14 protein-coding genes are annotated in these 17,526 nt (G+C 59.7%); 6 read left to right on the plus strand and 8 right to left on the minus strand.

The window, feature by feature from the left end; translation table 11 throughout:
* Positions 1 to 23: 23 nt before the first annotated feature.
* The 5 genes from ACYP2Q_RS26310 to ACYP2Q_RS26330 form a co-directional block, all read right to left on the minus strand.
* Complete coding sequence (locus ACYP2Q_RS26310; RefSeq protein ID WP_008056844.1) at positions 24 to 725, minus strand: ABC transporter ATP-binding protein; 702 nt, start codon at positions 723 to 725, stop codon at positions 24 to 26.
* On the minus strand, positions 726 to 1,493 hold the full coding sequence (livG, locus tag ACYP2Q_RS26315) for a high-affinity branched-chain amino acid ABC transporter ATP-binding protein LivG (RefSeq protein WP_046816659.1): 768 nt from the start codon (positions 1,491 to 1,493) through the stop codon (positions 726 to 728).
* A complete protein-coding gene (locus ACYP2Q_RS26320; protein WP_459733147.1) occupies positions 1,490 to 2,746 on the minus strand; it encodes a high-affinity branched-chain amino acid ABC transporter permease LivM in 1,257 nt (418 codons plus the stop codon). The genes livG and ACYP2Q_RS26320 overlap by 4 nt, the downstream gene beginning before the upstream one ends.
* Positions 2,743 to 3,666, minus strand: a complete 924-nt coding sequence (gene livH, locus ACYP2Q_RS26325; protein WP_459733148.1) for a high-affinity branched-chain amino acid ABC transporter permease LivH — start codon at positions 3,664 to 3,666, stop codon at positions 2,743 to 2,745. Before livH ends, ACYP2Q_RS26320 begins: the two co-directional genes overlap by 4 nt.
* Positions 3,667 to 3,898: 232 nt before the next feature.
* On the minus strand, positions 3,899 to 5,026 hold the full coding sequence (locus ACYP2Q_RS26330) for a branched-chain amino acid ABC transporter substrate-binding protein (protein WP_459733149.1): 1,128 nt from the start codon (positions 5,024 to 5,026) through the stop codon (positions 3,899 to 3,901).
* Positions 5,027 to 5,376: 350 nt separating this feature from the next.
* Between ACYP2Q_RS26330 and ACYP2Q_RS26335 the strand changes: the two genes are divergently transcribed.
* On the plus strand, positions 5,377 to 5,682 hold the full coding sequence (locus tag ACYP2Q_RS26335; protein WP_459733150.1) for a DUF2288 domain-containing protein: 306 nt from the start codon (positions 5,377 to 5,379) through the stop codon (positions 5,680 to 5,682).
* A gap of 306 nt (positions 5,683 to 5,988) precedes the next feature.
* On the opposite strand, the gene ACYP2Q_RS26340 is transcribed toward ACYP2Q_RS26335, so the two are convergent.
* Entirely contained in the window at positions 5,989 to 8,184 is a 2,196-nt protein-coding gene (locus tag ACYP2Q_RS26340) for a hypothetical protein (RefSeq protein ID WP_459733151.1), read from the minus strand.
* Between the two features lie 195 nt (positions 8,185 to 8,379).
* Between ACYP2Q_RS26340 and ACYP2Q_RS26345 the strand changes: the two genes are divergently transcribed.
* Positions 8,380 to 9,273: an NAD(P)-dependent oxidoreductase gene (locus ACYP2Q_RS26345; protein ID WP_459733152.1), complete on the plus strand. Its 894-nt coding sequence runs from the start codon at positions 8,380 to 8,382 to the stop codon at positions 9,271 to 9,273.
* Here ACYP2Q_RS26345 and ACYP2Q_RS26350 read toward each other — a convergent pair.
* Complete coding sequence (locus ACYP2Q_RS26350) at positions 9,230 to 11,446, minus strand: putative bifunctional diguanylate cyclase/phosphodiesterase (protein ID WP_459733153.1); 2,217 nt, start codon at positions 11,444 to 11,446, stop codon at positions 9,230 to 9,232. The genes ACYP2Q_RS26345 and ACYP2Q_RS26350 overlap by 44 nt on opposite strands.
* Before the next feature lie 281 nt (positions 11,447 to 11,727).
* Here ACYP2Q_RS26350 and ACYP2Q_RS26355 point away from each other — a divergent pair, with 281 nt between their 5' ends.
* Positions 11,728 to 13,077 (plus strand): spinster family MFS transporter, encoded by a 1,350-nt coding sequence (locus ACYP2Q_RS26355; RefSeq protein WP_459733154.1) that lies wholly within the window; start codon positions 11,728 to 11,730, stop codon positions 13,075 to 13,077.
* 166 nt (positions 13,078 to 13,243) lie between these two features.
* Here ACYP2Q_RS26355 and rapA read toward each other — a convergent pair whose 3' ends face one another.
* Positions 13,244 to 16,090 carry an RNA polymerase-associated protein RapA gene (gene rapA, locus ACYP2Q_RS26360; RefSeq protein ID WP_274073430.1) on the minus strand — a complete coding sequence of 949 codons (2,847 nt, stop codon included), beginning with the start codon at positions 16,088 to 16,090 and terminating at the stop codon, positions 13,244 to 13,246.
* A 230-nt stretch (positions 16,091 to 16,320) separates the two neighbouring features.
* On the opposite strand from rapA, the gene ACYP2Q_RS26365 reads away from it, so the two are divergent.
* From ACYP2Q_RS26365 to ccoM, 3 genes are all read left to right on the plus strand, one after another.
* Positions 16,321 to 16,662 (plus strand): aspartate-semialdehyde dehydrogenase, encoded by a 342-nt coding sequence (locus tag ACYP2Q_RS26365; RefSeq protein WP_459733155.1) that lies wholly within the window; start codon positions 16,321 to 16,323, stop codon positions 16,660 to 16,662.
* A gap of 98 nt (positions 16,663 to 16,760) precedes the next feature.
* A complete protein-coding gene (locus ACYP2Q_RS26370) occupies positions 16,761 to 16,922 on the plus strand; it encodes a hypothetical protein (protein ID WP_008016476.1) in 162 nt (53 codons plus the stop codon).
* A gap of 144 nt (positions 16,923 to 17,066) precedes the next feature.
* Positions 17,067 to 17,183 (plus strand): cytochrome c oxidase subunit CcoM, encoded by a 117-nt coding sequence (gene ccoM, locus ACYP2Q_RS26375; protein WP_459733156.1) that lies wholly within the window; start codon positions 17,067 to 17,069, stop codon positions 17,181 to 17,183.
* Positions 17,184 to 17,526: the final 343 nt, after the last annotated feature.

A 17,526-nucleotide genomic window follows, 5' to 3' on the forward strand; every position in this document is an offset into this window, starting at 1 on the left:
CCGTTTTTATTTACAGCAAAGGCTTAGCCGCCGAGGTACGCATCACGTACTTTCGGATCGGTCAGCAGCGCTTCACCTGTGCCTGTCATCACTACCCGGCCGTTCTCCAGCACGTAGGCGCGGTCGGCGATTTTCAGGGCCTGGTTGGCGTTCTGCTCGACCAGGAACACCGTCACACCGTCCTTGCGCAGCTGTTCGATGATATCGAAGATCTGCTGGATGATGATCGGAGCCAGGCCCAGGGAAGGCTCGTCGAGCAGCAACAGCTTGGGCTTGCTCATCAGCGCACGGCCGATGGCGAGCATTTGCTGTTCACCGCCGGACATGGTGCCGCCACGCTGGGCGAAGCGTTCTTTCAGGCGTGGGAAAAGTCCGAGGACCTTGTCCATCTGTTCCTGATAGTCGCCTTTGGCGGTGAAGAAACCACCCATGGAAAGGTTTTCTTCCACGGTCAGGCGGGAAAACACTCGACGACCTTCCGGCACCACGGCAATGCTCTTGCGCATGATCTGCGAAGAATCCTGGCCGACCAGTTCCTCACCCATGTAGCGGATGCTGCCGCTGTGAGCCCGAGGCGAACCGCACAGAGTCATCAGGAGCGTGGACTTGCCGGCACCGTTGGCGCCGATCAGGGTCACGATCTCACCCTGGCGGACTTCGACGTTGACGCTGTGCAGGGCCTGGATCTTGCCGTAGAAGGTGGAAACGTTTTCGAACTGCAGCATTTACGCTTCCCCCAGGTAGGCTTTGATCACTTCAGGATTGTCGCGGATTTGTTCCGGCGTACCGTTGGCCAGGGGCGTGCCCTGGTTGATCACGACGATGTGGTCGGAAATGCTCATGACCAGTTTCATGTCGTGCTCGATCAGCAGCACGGTGACGTTGTGCTCTTCACGCAGCACGCTGATCAGCGCCTTCAGATCTTCGGTTTCCTTCGGGTTCAGGCCGGCGGCCGGTTCGTCGAGCATGAGGATCCGTGGGCGGGTCATCATGCAGCGGGCGATTTCCAGGCGCCGTTGCTGACCGTAGGCCAGGGTACCGGCCGGACGGTTGGCGAACTCCTTGAGGTTGACCTTTTCCAGCCAGTATTCGGCGAACTCCATGGCCTCGCGTTCGCTCTTGCGAAACCCCGGGGTCTTGAACAGGCCGGACAGGAAGTTGGTGTTCAGGTGGCGATGCTGGGCGATCAAGAGGTTCTCGACCGCAGTCATGTCCTTGAACAGCCGCACGTTCTGGAAGGTACGCACTACGCCCTTGAGGGCGATCTTGTGGCCCGGCAGGCCCTCGATCGGCTCGCCATCGAGCAGGATGCTGCCGCCGCTCGGCTTGTAGAAGCCGGTCAGGCAGTTGAACACGGTGGTCTTGCCGGCGCCGTTAGGGCCGATCAGGGCAACCACTTGTTTCTCTTTCACGCTCAAGGCAACGCCGTTGACCGCCAGCAAGCCGCCGAAGCGCATGCTCAGGTTTTCTACTTTCAGGATCTCGCGGCTCATTTGCGCAGCTCCATGTGAGGACGTTGCATGGGCAGCAGACCCTGAGGGCGCCAGATCATCATCAGTACCATCAAGGCACCGAACATCAACATGCGGTACTCACTGAACTCACGCATCATTTCCGGTAGCAGGATCATCACCACCGCGGCCAGGATCACGCCCAGCTGCGAGCCCATGCCACCCAGCACCACGATGGCGAGGATGATCGCCGACTCGATGAAGGTAAAGGACTCCGGCGTCACCAGACCCTGGCGGGCAGCGAAGAAGCTGCCGGCGAAACCGGCGAAGCTGGCACCCAGGGTGAATGCCGAGAGTTTGATGATGGTCGGGTTCAGACCCAGTGCACGGCAGGCGATTTCGTCTTCACGCAAGGCTTCCCACGCGCGGCCGAGCGGCATGCGCAGCAAGCGGTTGATGACGAACAGCGCACCCAGTGCCAGCAACAGCGCAACCAGGTAGAGGAAGATCACCTTGTTGATCGAGTTGTATTCCAGGCCGAAATACTCGTGGAAGGTTTGCATGCCTTCCGCGGCTTTACGTTCGAAGGTCAGGCCGAAGAACGTCGGTTTCTCGATGTTGCTGATGCCGTTCGGACCGCCCGTGAGGCCGGTCAGGTTACGCAGGAACAGACGGATGATTTCACCGAAGCCCAAGGTCACGATCGCCAGGTAGTCACCGCGCAGGCGCAGCACCGGGAAACCGAGCAGGAAGCCGAAGGTGGCAGCCATCAGGCCGGCAATCGGCAGGCAGATCCAGAAGCTCAGGCCGTAGTAGTGCGACAGCAGCGCGTAGCTGTAGGCGCCAACGGCGTAGAAGCCGACGTAACCGAGGTCGAGCAGGCCAGCCAGGCCGACCACGATGTTCAGGCCCAGGCCCAGCATTACGTAGATCAGCACCAGCGTCGCGATATCCACTGCGCCGCGAGAACCGAAGAACGGCCAGACCAGGGCGCCGGCGATCAACGCAATGATGATCCAGCGCTGGGTGGTCGGCAGGGTCAGGAAGTTACTGGCCTTGGCCGGGATCAGCGGCATGCTTGGCGAGGAACGCCAGGCCGAGCTGATCTGCTGGTCGAACAGCACGCGCAGGAACATCAGCACCGAGCACACGGCGATGGTGATCAGGGTGGCGTCGCTGGTGCCATGAACTTCGAGGTTGATGCCGACGATGGTCAGCTTCAGGCCGAGTACCGGGTAGGCAACGGCCCATACCAGCAAGGCACTGAACAGTGCCTGTTTAAGATTCCTAGTCATACCTTCTCAACCTCCGGACGGCCCAGCAGGCCGGTTGGCCGGAACAACAACACCAAAACCAAGAGACCGAAAGCCACGACGTCCTTGTACTGGTCGCCGAAGACATCGGCACCGAAGGCTTCCGCCACACCCAGTACCAGCCCGCCGAGCATGGCGCCCGGAATGCTGCCGATACCGCCCAGTACAGCTGCGGTGAAGGCCTTGAGGCCGACCAGGAAACCGGCGTTGGGGTTGATCACGCCGTATTGCATGCTCAGCAGCACGGCCGCGATGGCCGCCAGCGCAGCACCGATGACGAAGGTCAGGGCGATGATGTTGTTGGTGTTGATACCCAGCAGGTTGGCCATCTTGATGTCTTCGGCGCAGGCGCGGCAGGCGCGACCCAGGCGAGAGCGGGAGATGAACAGCGTCAGGCCGAGCATGGCGACCAGTGTCACCACGAACACCACGATTTGCATGTAGGAAATCAGCACTTCATGTGCGCCACCTGGCCCGAAGGCAATGTTGCCCGGAATCAGGTTGGGGATGGATTTGTCCTTGGAGTCTTGCGCCAGCAGAACCGTGTTCTGCAGGAAGATCGACATGCCGATGGCGGAAATCAGCGGGATCAGACGGTTGCTGCCGCGCAAGGGGCGGTAGGCGATCCGTTCGATGCTGTAGCCGTAGGCACTGGTGACGACGATGGTCGCCAGGAAAGCGGCGGTCATCAACAGCGGAACACTGTCGAGTCCCAGCATGGCCAGCCCGGCGATGGCGATGAACGCCACGTAGGAGCCGATCATGTATACCTCGCCGTGGGCGAAGTTGATCATTCCAATGATGCCGTAAACCATCGTATAGCCGATGGCGATCAAGGCATACGTGCTGCCAATGGTCAGGCCATTAACCAGCTGTTGGAAGAAGTGATAGATGTCAGGCATTACAGCGCTCCTAAAAACCTGATACGCATTTCACTGGTGGAGTCATTTTCCCGCCCGGGCCCCGTGGATCTGCATCCACTTCGAATCCGGGGTTTGCCAGCGAACCGCTGATGACGGTTTTGAGATTTTCAGGTGGGGAGACTGGCGGATCACGCCAGCGCGGCCCAATACGTTCGTAAAACAAAGCCCACGGCACGCCGTGGGCTTTATTGGCAGTCAATCAGGCAAGACCTTACTGAGGCTTGGCTTCAGTTTTTGGTTTGCCGAAGTGCCACTCGTAGACCACGAATTTAAAGTCTTTCAGGTCGCCCTTGGCGTCGAAGCTCAGGTCGCCAGTAGGCGTCTTGAAGGTGCCCGCGTGGATGGCTTCCGCCACTTTGGCTGCGTCTTCGGACTTGGCAGCCTTGATGCCGTCGGCAATCACGGTCACAGCCGAGTAGGCCGGGAACACGAACGGACCGCTCGGGTCTTCTTTCTTGGCCTTGAACGCATCAGCCAGGGCAACGTTGGCTGGATCCTGGTCGAAGGATTTCGGCAGGGTCACCAGCAGGCCTTCGGAAGCGTCCTTGGCGATCTGCGAAATGGAGTCGTTACCCACGCCTTCCGGACCCATGAACTTGGCCTTCAGGCCTTTTTCCTGGGCTTGACGCAGGATCAGGCCCAGCTCCGGGTGGTAGCCGCCGTAGTAGACGAAGTCGACGTTGGCTTGCTTGAGCTTGGCGATGATCGAGGAGAAGTCCTTGTCGCCGGCGTTGACGCCTTCGAACACGGCAACCTTGGTGCCTTTCTTCTCGAGAGTCTGTTTAACGGCGGTGGCGATGCCTTCACCGTATTGCTGTTTGTCGTGCAGGACGGCAACGATTTTCGGTTTTACGAAGTCGGCGATGTAGTTACCGGCGGCAGGGCCCTGGGCGCTGTCCAGGCCGATGGTGCGGAACACCATTTTGTAGCCACGGTTGGTGATGTCCGGGCTGGTGGCAGCCGGGGTGATCATGATCACGCCTTCGTCTTCGTAGATGTCCGAGGCCGGTTGAGTGGAGCTGGAGCACAGGTGACCAACCACGAACTTGACGCCGTCGTTGACGACTTTGTTCGCGACCGCTACCGCTTGTTTTGGATCACAGGCGTCATCGTATTCAACGGCTTCGAGTTTCTTGCCGTCTACGCCGCCTTTGGCGTTGATCTGTTCAATGGCCATTTTGGCGCCGCTGAACTGCATGTCGCCGTATTGGGCTACAGGACCGGTTTTAGGGCCGGCGATGCCGATCTTGATGGTGTCAGCTGCGAACGAATGGCTGGCAACCCCGGCCAGAACCATAGCGGCAAACAGTTTGGAAATCTGCTTAGTAGCCTTAGTCATAGTGCTCCACTCTTACTGTTGTAATTTTTATAGTCCTGGCGCCGTAGGCGGCAGAACCGGGTCAGATATCTACGACATCCCCCGGAAAAGCCCCCCGGCAACTGTACCGGTACAGTGTAGAGCGCCGATTGTCAGCCTGGGAAGCTGGCGCCAGGGGGCAAAACTTGGGGGTGTCGCTATTTTGAAAGAAAAAGTCAGAATTGCGGCGGGGCTTTGACGGGCTTATAGCCAGATTCGGTGCACTCCTTGGCTTTCCTGCGCATTTCATTCGGTAAAGCAATTTGCTTCTGGGTTTTTCTGCCTGACCACCGACGTTATCATTGCGTCGATTTCTTTTCCGGACCGGACCCATGACTGAAGAACCTAGCACCCTCTATGCCAAACTGCTCGGAGAAACCGCATCTATTTCCTGGAAGGAACTGGAGCCGTTCTTTGCCAAGGGTGCCCTATTGTGGGTCGACCCGAGCCTGGATTTGATTGCCGCGGCCGAGGCTGTAGCGACTGATGAGGGCGAGAAAGTGGCTGCCTGGCTGGCCGAAGACAAGGTCGCCAAGCTGTCTGAAACGCGGGCGCTGGATCTTTTTGAGCGTGATCCGCCACTATGGGCAGTGGTGGTTTCGCCGTGGATCCTGATCCAGGAAAGGGCGCAGGCTTGAATGACTGCACCATGTTGGTGCCATGGCTTGGCAGCGGAAAGTGTGTAGCCGAGTAGCGTGATGGCAGGTTGCCGTAGAGAAAGGCCACAGCTTCACGGTGACGTAAACGTAACGGGAACAGTTGGCAGGACAGCTGAACGGCTGATCAATTGTTTCTGGATGTTGAAAGGCCGTTGAATCCGAGATCGTTTCGCTGGCAAGCCAGCTCCTACAGGAATTGATGTCGAGCACATATTTCGTGAACGACCCCGCACCCTGTAGGAGCTGGCTTGCCAGCGATTGGAGCGACTCGGTACCCAGTCAGTCTCAGAAAGTCTTGCCTGTGTGGTTATTCAACGAAATAACCTTCGTTTTGCCAATTCGGTGACGATAGATCTCACGCAGGTACTTGATCGCTTTCTTCACGCAATCGCGGGACAGGCGGATGTCGTTGATCGAGACAAACTTGTCCTTGTCGTTGATCAGCTCGCGATACTTCTTCTCGTACATCGGCTTGATCGCGTACCAGTTGGTGTCGAGGATTTTTGCCGGGTTCTCGAACTCGTTGAGCAGGTCGTCGATCAGGTCTTCATCGAAATGTTCGTTGATGATGAAGTCCAGCACCGAGTTGTCCAGGGTGTCATCGAAGCGGTACGGGGTGCGCGCAAAGCAGCGCTTGATAAACGCCACGATCAAGGTCAGGAAGTCGTCCGACAGGCACGGGCTCTTGGCGATCAGGGTGGTCAGCGACAGGTTGGCCGAGGCGCCGATCACCAGCGCATAGCGCTTGAGCGTGGTGTTGGGGAACAGGCTGTTGAGGTGGGTCTTCAAGCGGTTCAGGTCCATGTAGGACAGCTTGTAGTCCTTGGGCAGGGAAACGATCGACACCACCGACGAGCAGTTCTTGAAGAAGTGCAGGTCGTGCAGTGCGGCCGCGTCGTACCCCGAGTTCTTGTACTGCTCCAGCGCCGCTCGATAGCGCTTGGACTCGATCGGCAGCAAGCTGATGCCTTCGATGGCCTGGGTAATCTTGTTGAAGTGCGGCAGGTCGATCGAGCGGAAGAACAGGTCGTCGATGTTCAGGCGTTGCGGTTCTTTGTCGAAGACCTTGAATTTGTCGCTGCTCGGCGGCGGGGTTTCCGGTACCACGGATTCGGCATAGGCAATCGCCACCGGGCCGGCGAGGCTCATGAACAGGTCGTTGGCGTCCAGGCGAATGGTTTCGCCGATGTCGATGCCGGCACGGCGGAAATAGTTCTGGTCGTAGTCGGTGGTGACAGCTTGCGCCGTCAGGATGTTGAAGATCTGCTGCGAGATGTACTGGTTGGCATGTTTTTCCATTGCGTTGACGTCGATGTTCTGGATGTTGCCGTCATCGCTTTCTTCGGCATAACGCATGATGTCGTTCGAAATCAGCATCATCGCGTTCCATGGGCGGATACGGCCCATGACACTGGCTTCGCTGCTGTCTTCGTTGGCGAAGTTGTAGGAGAAGTCCCACTCTTCCGACAGATATTTGCACAGCAGGCGACCGGCGTTGATGTGCAGCGCCTCGGACATTTCACTGCGGTGATCGGTAATGTTCGGCAGTACACAGATGCCACTGGTGAAGATCGGTTCGAAGACGAAGGCGTGACCGCTTTTGCTGTCATGCTCGTCCATCGGCTTGGTGTCGAACGTCTTGTTCATGTACGAGTGTTGCTGGGCCAGGCCGAATTCCGAGGCCATGCCCGAACCGGTACCGCCACCGGCACTGAAGATCGAGAAATACAGGCGCGACTGGTTGGCCTTGATGCCGCAGCTGTCGATCAGGTACGAGTGGATCATCTTCCAGTCCGGGCTGGAGAAACGCTGGGTGTCCTTGTTCAGGATGATCTTGGCCAGGTACTGACCGAGGATCGGTGCGTTACCGGCACCCCCGGCGTGGACTTCCGACAGGTCCATGATTTTCATTTTGCTGTAGTCGCGCAGGAAACCGCTCTTTTCGCCTTTGCGCGAGAAGCGGATACGCCCGGCGATGTCCTTGTCCAGGTCGCCCAGCATCACCAGCGGTTCTACCAGGAACACCGGTTTGGTCGCCTTGTTCGACCCCAGGCGCAAATTGTTGCGAATCCACTGTGCCGGGCTATAACCTTTTTCCGCATAGCGCTTGTCCGGCGACAGGCGATCTTCGTTGTTGAATTCGTTGAGGTAGAACTTGCGGGCGTTGTAGACCAGCTCCGCGACATCCAGCGCAATGTTCGAACCGCAGCGGCCCAGGCCAATCAGGCACACCGACGGGAATTCCTGGTCGTTGTGCTGTTCGTTGTCGCCTTCCAGATGCGGTGGGCGCGGGAACACCATGTCGCGCAGGCCGTCGAGGTTGTCGAGGATGCGATCGGTGTTGGTTTCGGTGAAGTACAGGTATTGCTGGGTCGCCAGCGGGCGCGACGGCGTCAATGGCTTCGACGGGGCGGGGCTGTTCGCCGCCGGGCTCAGCGTCAGATCGGAAAGCGCAGTGGCCGGGTTGTTTTTAGAAGTCATTGTTCGCCATTTACCTGGGCTGGTTGGTCGGACGACATACTGTCGTCGATCATCACGGAATGAGAACTCGCGTCTTTTATCAGCGCGTATTTGTCCCGGGCGGCGCAGTCAGCTGGCGCGTTGCCCGGCGGAATCCTTTCCTGAGTCCTGATAAATCGGCCAATATTCGCTGTTCTTTAATCAAAAGGAGGCAAAATGATGTCAACGCTACCGGCCCTGGGTTTTGCCGGAATCGGTCTGATGGGCCTGCCAATGTGCCGGCGTTTGCTCGCCGCGGGTTACCCGCTGACGGTGTGGAACCGCAATCCGGCCAAGTGCGCGCCGCTGGTCGAGGCCGGGGCACGCCAGGTCGCCACGCCTGCCGAGTTGTGCCAATACGCCGGGGTGGTGATGTTGTGCCTGGCGGATACCGCGGTGGTCCGCGAGGTGGTTTTCGGCAAGTCGGGCATTGCCCGGGGGGCGAAAAAGGGGCAGCTGCTGGTGGATTTTTCCAGTCTGGAACCCACGGCGACCCGGGAAATGGCGGCAGAACTCGGCAAGACCGGCATGGGTTGGCTGGACGCGCCGGTGTCCGGTGGGGTGGTGGGTGCCGAAGCCGGCAGCCTGGCGATCATGGCCGGCGGCACCGTGGAAGACCTTGAGCGGGTCAAACCGGTTTTGTTGAGTCTCGGTCAGCGGGTGACTCATATGGGCGCTGTGGGAGCAGGGCAGGTGACCAAGGCGTGCAACCAGATGATCGTTGCCTGCAATGCGCTGGTCATCGCTGAGGTGGTGGCTTTGGCGGAGCGTTCCGGGGTCGATGCCAGCCTGATCGCCGAGGCACTGGCCGGTGGGTTCGCCGATTCGAGGCCCTTGCAGTTCCTCGCACCGCAAATGGCCGAGAGCCGTTTCGAACCGGTCAAATGGCACGTGCGGACCTTGCTCAAGGATCTGGACTCAGCGGTGAAGTTTTCCCGCGAACAAGGTTCGGCGACGCCGATCAGCGGCCTGGCCGCGCAATTGATGCGCCTGCATGGGGGCCAGGGTTTCCTCGAGAAGGACCCGTCTACATTAGTGCAGATGTACCGTGGACAAGACTCAGGGGCGTGACGCTGTACGATTGCTGGCGCTGGTTGATTTCGTTCAGCACGGGCCGCAGTTCGGCCAGCGGTACCGGGCGACTGAGCAGGTAACCCTGGACGAAGTCGCAGCCGTGGCATTCGAGAAACTGGTACTGCTCGAAGGTTTCGACGCCTTCGGTGACCACCTCCAGGTGCAGGGTGTGGGCCATGACGATAATGGCCTGAACGATCTCCATGTCCTGGGTGGCTATTGGAATGTCCTGGATGAATGAGCGGTCGATCTTCAGCGTGTTCAACGGCAAGCGCTTGAGGTACGCCAGGGATGAATAACCAGTGCCGAAGTCATCGATCGACAGCGACACGCCGAGGGCGCGTACCTGCCGCAGCGACACCAGCGTATCGGCAATGCTGCCCATCAACGCATTTTCGGTGACCTCCAGTTCCAGTCGATGGGGCTCCACCCCGGCGCTGTGCAGCGCGAGTGAGATTTCGTCGCTCAGTTCTTCGCGCGCCAGGGTCAGGGGCGAGCAATTGATGGCGATCTTCAGGTTCGCGCAGCCCTGGCGCGACAAATCGCCCAAGTCCTCGCAGGCCTTGCGCAGCACCCAGTTGTCCAGTTCGGTGATCAGGCCGTTGGCCTCGGCGATGCCAATGAAGCGGTCCGGCGCGAGAAATCCATGGACCGGGTGTTGCCAGCGGATCAAGGCTTCGAGCTTGCTGACCAGGCCGGTCTTCAGGTCATAGATCGGTTGGTAATAGAGCATCAGGCCGGTGTCTTCGCGCAAGGCGTGGCGCAGTTCTTCCTCCAGTTGCAGCTCCAGCATGGCGCGCGCCTTGAGGTTGGCACTGAAGAAGTTCAGGCCGTTACGGCCGCTGTCCTTGGATTGATACAGCGCCAGGTCGGCGTTTTTCAGCAGTTCTTCACAGGTCCTTCCATCCTCGGGAAACACGCTGATGCCGATGCTGGTGGTCATGACCATGCGCCGCCCGGACAGCTCGATGGGTTCCTTCAGTTTCTGCATGATGCGTTGGGCCATCTGTCGCGCCTCATCACGGTCATGCAGGTCGATGAGGATGCAGAATTCGTCGCCACCAAAGCGTGCCACCACGTCTTCATGGGTGCGCACCGAGCTTTTGATGTGCCGGGCGAGCACTTTGAGCAGTTCATCACCGGCATCGTGGCCGAGGCTGTCGTTGATGCGCTTGAAATGGTCGATGTCGAGGAACAGGACGGCGAGCATGCCGCCTGCCTGAGTTCGCTCCAGGAGCTTCTCGGCGAACAGCTGGTTGAACCCGCGACGGTTGACCAGGTTGGTCAGGGCGTCGTAGTGCGCCACCTGTTGCAGGGACATGCGCGCCTGGTCCAGTTGGCTGAGCAGTGAGTTGACCCGCAGCAGGTCACGGTCCTTGCGCTGCAGCTTCTTGTCCGCCAGCGCCGCGCTGATGCAACTGCCGATGATCAGCAGGGTCATGACGGCTACCGTCAGGCCCAGTTGCACATGGTTGTTTTCAACGGGTTGGGACAGCAGGCTGCCGTTTGGCAGTACCAGGGAGAAGGCGGCCATGCCGGTGAAATGCAGGCTGAAGATGCCGGCCCCCAGCACCAGGCTGCCGCCGCATTTGAGCAACTGATTGAACAGTCCCTCACCCGTGCGCAGATAGCTTGCCAGCAGCAACGCCGCCAGACTGGCGCCGATGGCGATCATGATCGAAAGCATGAACAGCGCAGGATGGTAAAAAGCCGTCGCTTGCGAACGCATGGCGGCCATGCCCACGTAATGCATGGTGGCGATGCCCAGGCCGATGATGATCGACGCCTTGCAGCATTGCCGGAAATTCAAGGCGGGCAGGCTGAGGGTGTGCATCGCCAGCCATGACGCACAGAGGGCGATCAACAGGGACAGGAGTGTGATGGGCAAATGGTAATGCACGTCGATCGGTGCCTGGAACGCCAGCATGCCAATGAAGTGCATGGCCCAGATTCCGCCGGACAGGCATCCGGCGCCGATCCAGCGCCAAAGGCGTTGGGATGCTGGTTTTTGCACCTGGGCAACCCGTTCGGCCATATCCAGAGTGGCAAAACAGCCGGCGCAGGCGACCAGAAAAGCCAGCAGCACCAGGAAAGGGTCATGTGCGCAATGAAGAATGACCTGTCCGCTGTCTGCCAGCTCTGTAGTGAAATGCAGACCAAGCCACTCCATAGCACGCCCCGTGGTTGTCTCCTGGCCGCCAATCAACGCTGGCGAATGTGTTGGAGTATAGAGGCCGTGCATTGAACGCAAGGGATAGTGGCACATTGTCTCTCAATGATTTTGGAATGGGCCTTAGTTCGTTTGGAAATAAAATGTTGCATGGAACGCATCGGTTTCCATGGGGGGGTATCAGCTTTACGAATAATTACAGACAGTCCTGGCCCGCCTGACTAGATTGCAAGTTCCGGGTGGCAGTGAAGCCCCCATAACAATAAAAAAGAGACGGACCCATGCAGAACTCGACCCAAGCGGCGAATGCCTGGCGCATTCTGTTCCTGCTGTTCCTCGCCAACCTGTTCAACTTCTTCGACCGCACCATCCCCGCCATCATCATCGAACCGATCCGCATGGAGTGGCACCTCAGCGACTTTCAGTTGGGGATCATCGGCACGGCATTCACCATCGTCTACGCGATTGCCGGCCTGCCGTTGGGACGTATGGCCGATACGGGCTCTCGCAGCAAGTTGATGGGCTGGGGCCTGGCGGCATGGAGCGGCCTGACCGCGGTCAACGGCATGGTCGGCAGCTTCTGGAGTTTCCTGATCGTACGCATGGGCATCGGCATCGGCGAAGCCAGTTACGCGCCGGCCGCCAACTCCCTGATCGGCGACCTGTTCCCGGCGCATCGCCGGGCGCGGGCCATGGGCATCTTCATGCTCGGGCTGCCGTTAGGCTTGTTGTTGGCGTTCTTCACCATCGGCGCGATGGTCAAGGCCTTCGACAGCTGGCGTGCCCCGTTCTTCATTGCCGCGGTACCGGGGCTGATCCTGGCGATCTTCATGTTTTTCATCAAGGAACCCAAGCGCGGCGCCGCCGAGAGTGTGCAGGTTTCGCAAGAACGCGTGGACCGGCCGATTCGCCGCGTCCTGGCGGTGCCGACCTTCTTGTGGTTGGTGATGGCCGGGCTCTGTTTCAACTTCGCCACCTATGCCTGTAACTCCTTCCTGGTGCCGATGCTGCAACGATATTTCCTGATGCCTTTACAGGAGGCCGCAGTGGCGACCGGGGTGATCGTCGGCGTTACCGGGTTGTTCGGCCTGACATTGGGCGGCTGGGTGGCGGACAAGATCCATCAACGCGTTGCCAACGGTCGTCTGCTGTTCGCCGCGTTCAGCCTGATCATTTCAACCCTGTGCACGGCCTGGGCGCTGCATTCGGGGCGGATAGAAATCGGCGTGTTCGTGGCTGTGTTCAGCCTGGGTTGGTTGTTCGCCTACAACTTCTATACCTGCGTCTACACGGCGATTCAGGATGTAGTCGAGCCGCGCCTGCGAGCCACCGCCATGGCTCTGTTCTTCGCCGGGCTTTACCTGTTGGGTGGTGGATTGGGGCCAGTGGTGGTCGGCGCCTTGTCCGACCACTTTGCCCACACGGCGATGCTCGCGGCGGGTGCCGAACAGATGACCGAGGCGTTCAAGGCGGTGGGCCTGCATGACGCGATGTACCTGATCCCGGTCGCGCTGTTCTTCACCATGGTGTTCCTGGTGCTGGCGTCGCGGTGTTTTGTGCGCGATGCCAAGCGAATGAAGGAGGGGTTGGTTGCGGTGGTTGAACCTGAGGGTTCTGTGGCGACTGCTTGATCGCCATCGCTAGCAGGCTAGCTCCCACAGGGTTTGTGTTCACACTGGAGATCTAATGTGGGAGCTAGCCTGCTAGCGATGAGGCCACCGGCATCGCCACAAAAGTCAGGTAAAAAAAGGCCCGCATCGCTGCGGGCCTCTTTGTTAAAGCGATGGAGCAGGGGACTTAACCCGCCACCAACACCCGGATTGCCTCCAGTCGCAGCGCAGCCTTGTCGAGCATGGCCAGGCCTTGTTCGCGTTGCTTGCGCAGGGCGACCAGTTCGCTGTCACGTACGGTCGGGTTGACCGCCTGCAACGCGGTCAGGCGTGCCAGTTCTTCGTCGGTGTCGGCGGCCAGGCGGCGTTGCGCCTCAGCCACACGTTCGGCGTGACGTGGGTAGATCTTGTCTTCACCGGCGTTGATCCTTGGCGTCAGCTGATCGCGCTGGGCCTGGATGAACTTGTTGGCGCTGGCGCGAGGCACGCTTTCGAGTTGATCGTTCAAGGTCTCGAACGACACCCGGGCCGACAGGTCATTGCCATTGGTGTCGAGCAGGCAGCGCAGGGCGGCCGGCGGCAGGTAGCGGCCCAGTTGCAGCGAGCGCGGGGCAACCACTTCGCTGACGTAGAGCAGTTCCAGCAACACGGTGCCGGGTTTCAGTGCCTTGTTCTTGATCAGCGCCACGGCGGTGTTGCCCATGGAGCCGGACAACACCAGGTCCATGCCGCCCTGGACCATCGGGTGTTCCCAGGTGATGAACTGCATGTCTTCGCGAGACAGCGCCTGGTTGCGGTCGTAGGTGATGGTCACGCCTTCGTCGTCGCCCAGCGGGAAGCTGGCGTCGAGCATTTTTTCGCTCGGCTTGAGGATCAGGGCGTTTTCCGAATGGTCTTCGCTGTCGATGCCGAATGCATCGAACAGGGTTTCCATGTAGATCGGCAGGGCGAACTGGTCGTCCTGCTCGAGGATGGCCTCGACCAGTGCCTCACCTTCGCCGGCTCCACCGGAGTTGAGCTCCAGCAGGCGATCGCGGCCGGTGTGCAGTTCGGCTTCCAGGCGCTCACGCTCGGTGCGGGCTTCGTCGATCAGCGCTTGCCATTCGCCATCGTCGGCTTCTTCCAGCAACGGCAGCAGGCGCGGGCCGAACTGATGTTGCAGGGCGTTGCCGGTCGGGCAGGTGTTGAGGAATGCGTTCAGTGCTTCGTGGTACCACTGGAACAGGCGCTCTTGCGGGCTGGTTTCCAGGTACGGCACGTGCAGTTCGATCGTGTGCTTCTGGCCGATCCGGTCCAGACGACCGATACGTTGTTCCAGCAGGTCCGGATGGGACGGCAGGTCGAACAGCACCAGGTGGTGGGAGAACTGGAAGTTGCGGCCTTCACTGCCGATTTCCGAGCAGATCAGCACTTGCGCGCCAAACTCTTCGTCGGCGAAGTAGGCGGCGGCGCGGTCACGTTCGAGGATGTTCATGCCCTCGTGGAACACCGTGGCCGGGATGCCGGAACGCACGCGCAGGGCGTCTTCCAGGTCCATGGCGGTTTCGGCGTGGGCGCAGATCACCAGCACCTTGGTGCGCTTGAGCATTTTCAGCTGGTCGATCAGCCACTCGACACGCGGGTCGAATTTCCACCAGCGCTCTTCTTCGTTGGCGTCCGGCTGGGCCTGGAAGCTGACTTCCGGGTAGAGCTCGGCGTGATCGCCCAGCGGCAGTTCGAGGTATTCGTCCGGGCACGGCAGCGGGTAAGGGTGCAGTTTGCGCTCCGGGAACCCCTGGACCGCAGCCCGGGTATTACGAAACAGCACGCGGCCGGTGCCATGGCGGTCCAGCAGTTCGCGCACCAGGCGCGCGCTGGCTTCGGTGTCGCCATCGTTGACGGCGGTCAGCAGGGCTTCGCCTTCGTTGCCGAGGAAGCCATGAATGGTTTCATGGGCTTGCGGCGACAGGCGACCTTTTTCCAGCAGCTCCTGAACGGCTTCGGCCACCGGGCGATAGTTTTCGCTCTCGGCGCGGAAGGCCGCCAGGTCATGGAAACGGTTCGGGTCAAGCAGGCGCAGACGCGCGAAGTGACTGTCCTGGCCCAGCTGTTCCGGGGTTGCGGTCAACAGCAACACGCCCGGGATCGTTTCCGCAAGCTGCTCGACCAGCGAGTATTCCGGGCTGACCTGGTCTTCGTGCCACACCAGGTGGTGGGCTTCGTCGACCACCAGCAGGTCCCAGCCAGCCGCGAACAGCGCGTCCTGGGCTTTCTCGTCGTCCACCAGCCATTCCAGGGCCACCAGCGCGAGCTGGGTGTCTTCGAACGGGTTGGAGGCATCGCTTTCGATGAAGCGTTCTTCGTCGAACAGCGCGACCTGCAGGTTGAAGCGTCGGCGCATTTCCACCAGCCACTGGTGCTGGAGGTTTTCCGGCACCAGGATCAGCACTCGATTGGCGCGGCCCGAGAGCAATTGGCGATGGATCACCAGACCGGCTTCGATGGTTTTGCCCAGGCCTACTTCGTCGGCCAGCAGTACCCGTGGCGCAATGCGGTCGGCCACTTCACGGGCGATGTGCAACTGGTGCGCGATCGGTTGCGCACGCACGCCACCCAGGCCCCACAGCGATGACTGCAGTTGGCGGCTGGTGTGTTCGAGGGTGTGATAACGCAGGGCGAACCAGGCCAGGGGGTCAATCTGCCCGGCGAACAGACGGTCGCTGGCGAGACGGAACTGGATGAAGTTCGACAGTTGGGTTTCCGGCAGGGTAACCACTTCGTTCTGCGCGTCGAGGCCGTGATAGACCAGCAGGCCATCGACGTCGTCGACTTCGCGTACGGTCAGTTTCCAGCCTTCGAAGTGAGTGATGGTGTCACCCGGGGAAAACCGCACACGGGTGAGGGGCGCATTCCTTAGCGCGTACTGGCGAGTGTCGCCAGTGGCCGGGTAGAGCACGGTCAGCAAGCGGCCGTCCTGTGCCAGAACGGTGCCCAAACCCAGCTCCGCTTCGCTGTCACTGATCCAGCGTTGCCCCGGTTGATACTGCTGCGCCATGCTGCCTGACTCCCACCTTGAAAAAGCGGGCTATCTTAACGGAATCAGGTCTCCAGACCAAAGGATTACCTGTGTCGGAACTGCCTCGGGCTGCGATCTTTCGATCTTGCCAGACTGAAGAAATCGTAGCCTGCGAACGTTCCCGCCGTGCCAATGGGCCCACAGTTTGCGACCGATGGCTCAAGTCGCCGACTTCACGGCCGACAGACTGCTACAGGAGACTGATAAATATGCTGCCACCGATGCTCCCCTTAAGTGCCGTGCCGATCACTTCCCAGCACGACCCGGTTCGCCCGCGCCCGGACATCGCGCCTGTCGTACCGATGCAGGAAAGCGCCAGCGACAGCACCATCGACCTGCAAAAGCGCGATCCGGAAGAGGCCGCGCTGCTGCTGCGCGAGGAGCAGCGGCGCAGGCAGGAGCAGCAGCGGCGCCGCCGTGAAGCCGACGAGGACCCTGAAGCGCACCTGGCCATCCCGGGTGACGAACTCAATGCTGACAACACCGTGCCTGTGGCGCCGTTGATGGAAGACCAGCCTCGTCAGGGCCTGTGGGTCGATATCGAGATTTGAGCCCGTGGCTGGTCAGCGCCGTCGTCAGACCGCATTATTGGCACAATCCTGCCGAGCGATGCGGCATTGAACTCCATTACAAGCGATGCACTGACGCCATGAGCCAAGATGACAAACTGATCGACCTTAATGCTGAACGCGCCAAGCGTGTCCATGACCTTAACGACAAGCGCCTGAATGAAGTGCGCCAGGCGTTCGAGCAGGCCATGCCGTTGGGCAAGGCGAAGAAAAAACCGAAGAACAAACCGAAAAAGCGTTGAGCCCTCCAGCATCGATTGATGCAGGTCAGTTTTCCCCCTCCTTCCAAGCCCGGTCCCGGGCAACATTGATCCCGGTCAATATTCTCTCCTGCCCGATTGGTTACCTTGGCTCCATCGCAACAGGGCAACTGCAGGAGACGCGTCATGTTTTTCGATAACGTGGTGATCGCCGGAGTGCTGACTGTCAGCCTCATGTTTGTATTTTTTGCAGGGTTCGGATTCTTTATCTGGAAAGACTCGCACAAGCGCAAAGAGCCGTAGGTCTATCTGGATGCAATGAGCACGCAAGGCATTTTGGGCAACTTCGGTTGCCCTTTTTTTCGCCTGCGCAAACGTGTCTGACCATGCTCAACCCTGTGGGAGAGGGCTTGCTCGCGAATGCGGAATGTCAGGCGATATTTGTATCGACTGATACTACGCATTCGCGAGCAAGCCCGCTCCCACAGGGGGAATGACGGCGTCTGGAGTATTCAGGCAATAAAAAAGGTTCATCACGGAATCCTGGGAAACACAGAAACAAGAACGCCGATTTGATTGATGATGTTCGTGCGAGCAAACACATCTAACAAACCGGCGTTCTTATGCGCGATATTAATACTTTCCT

The sequence above is a fragment of the Pseudomonas sp. MHK4 genome (assembly GCF_054600775.1).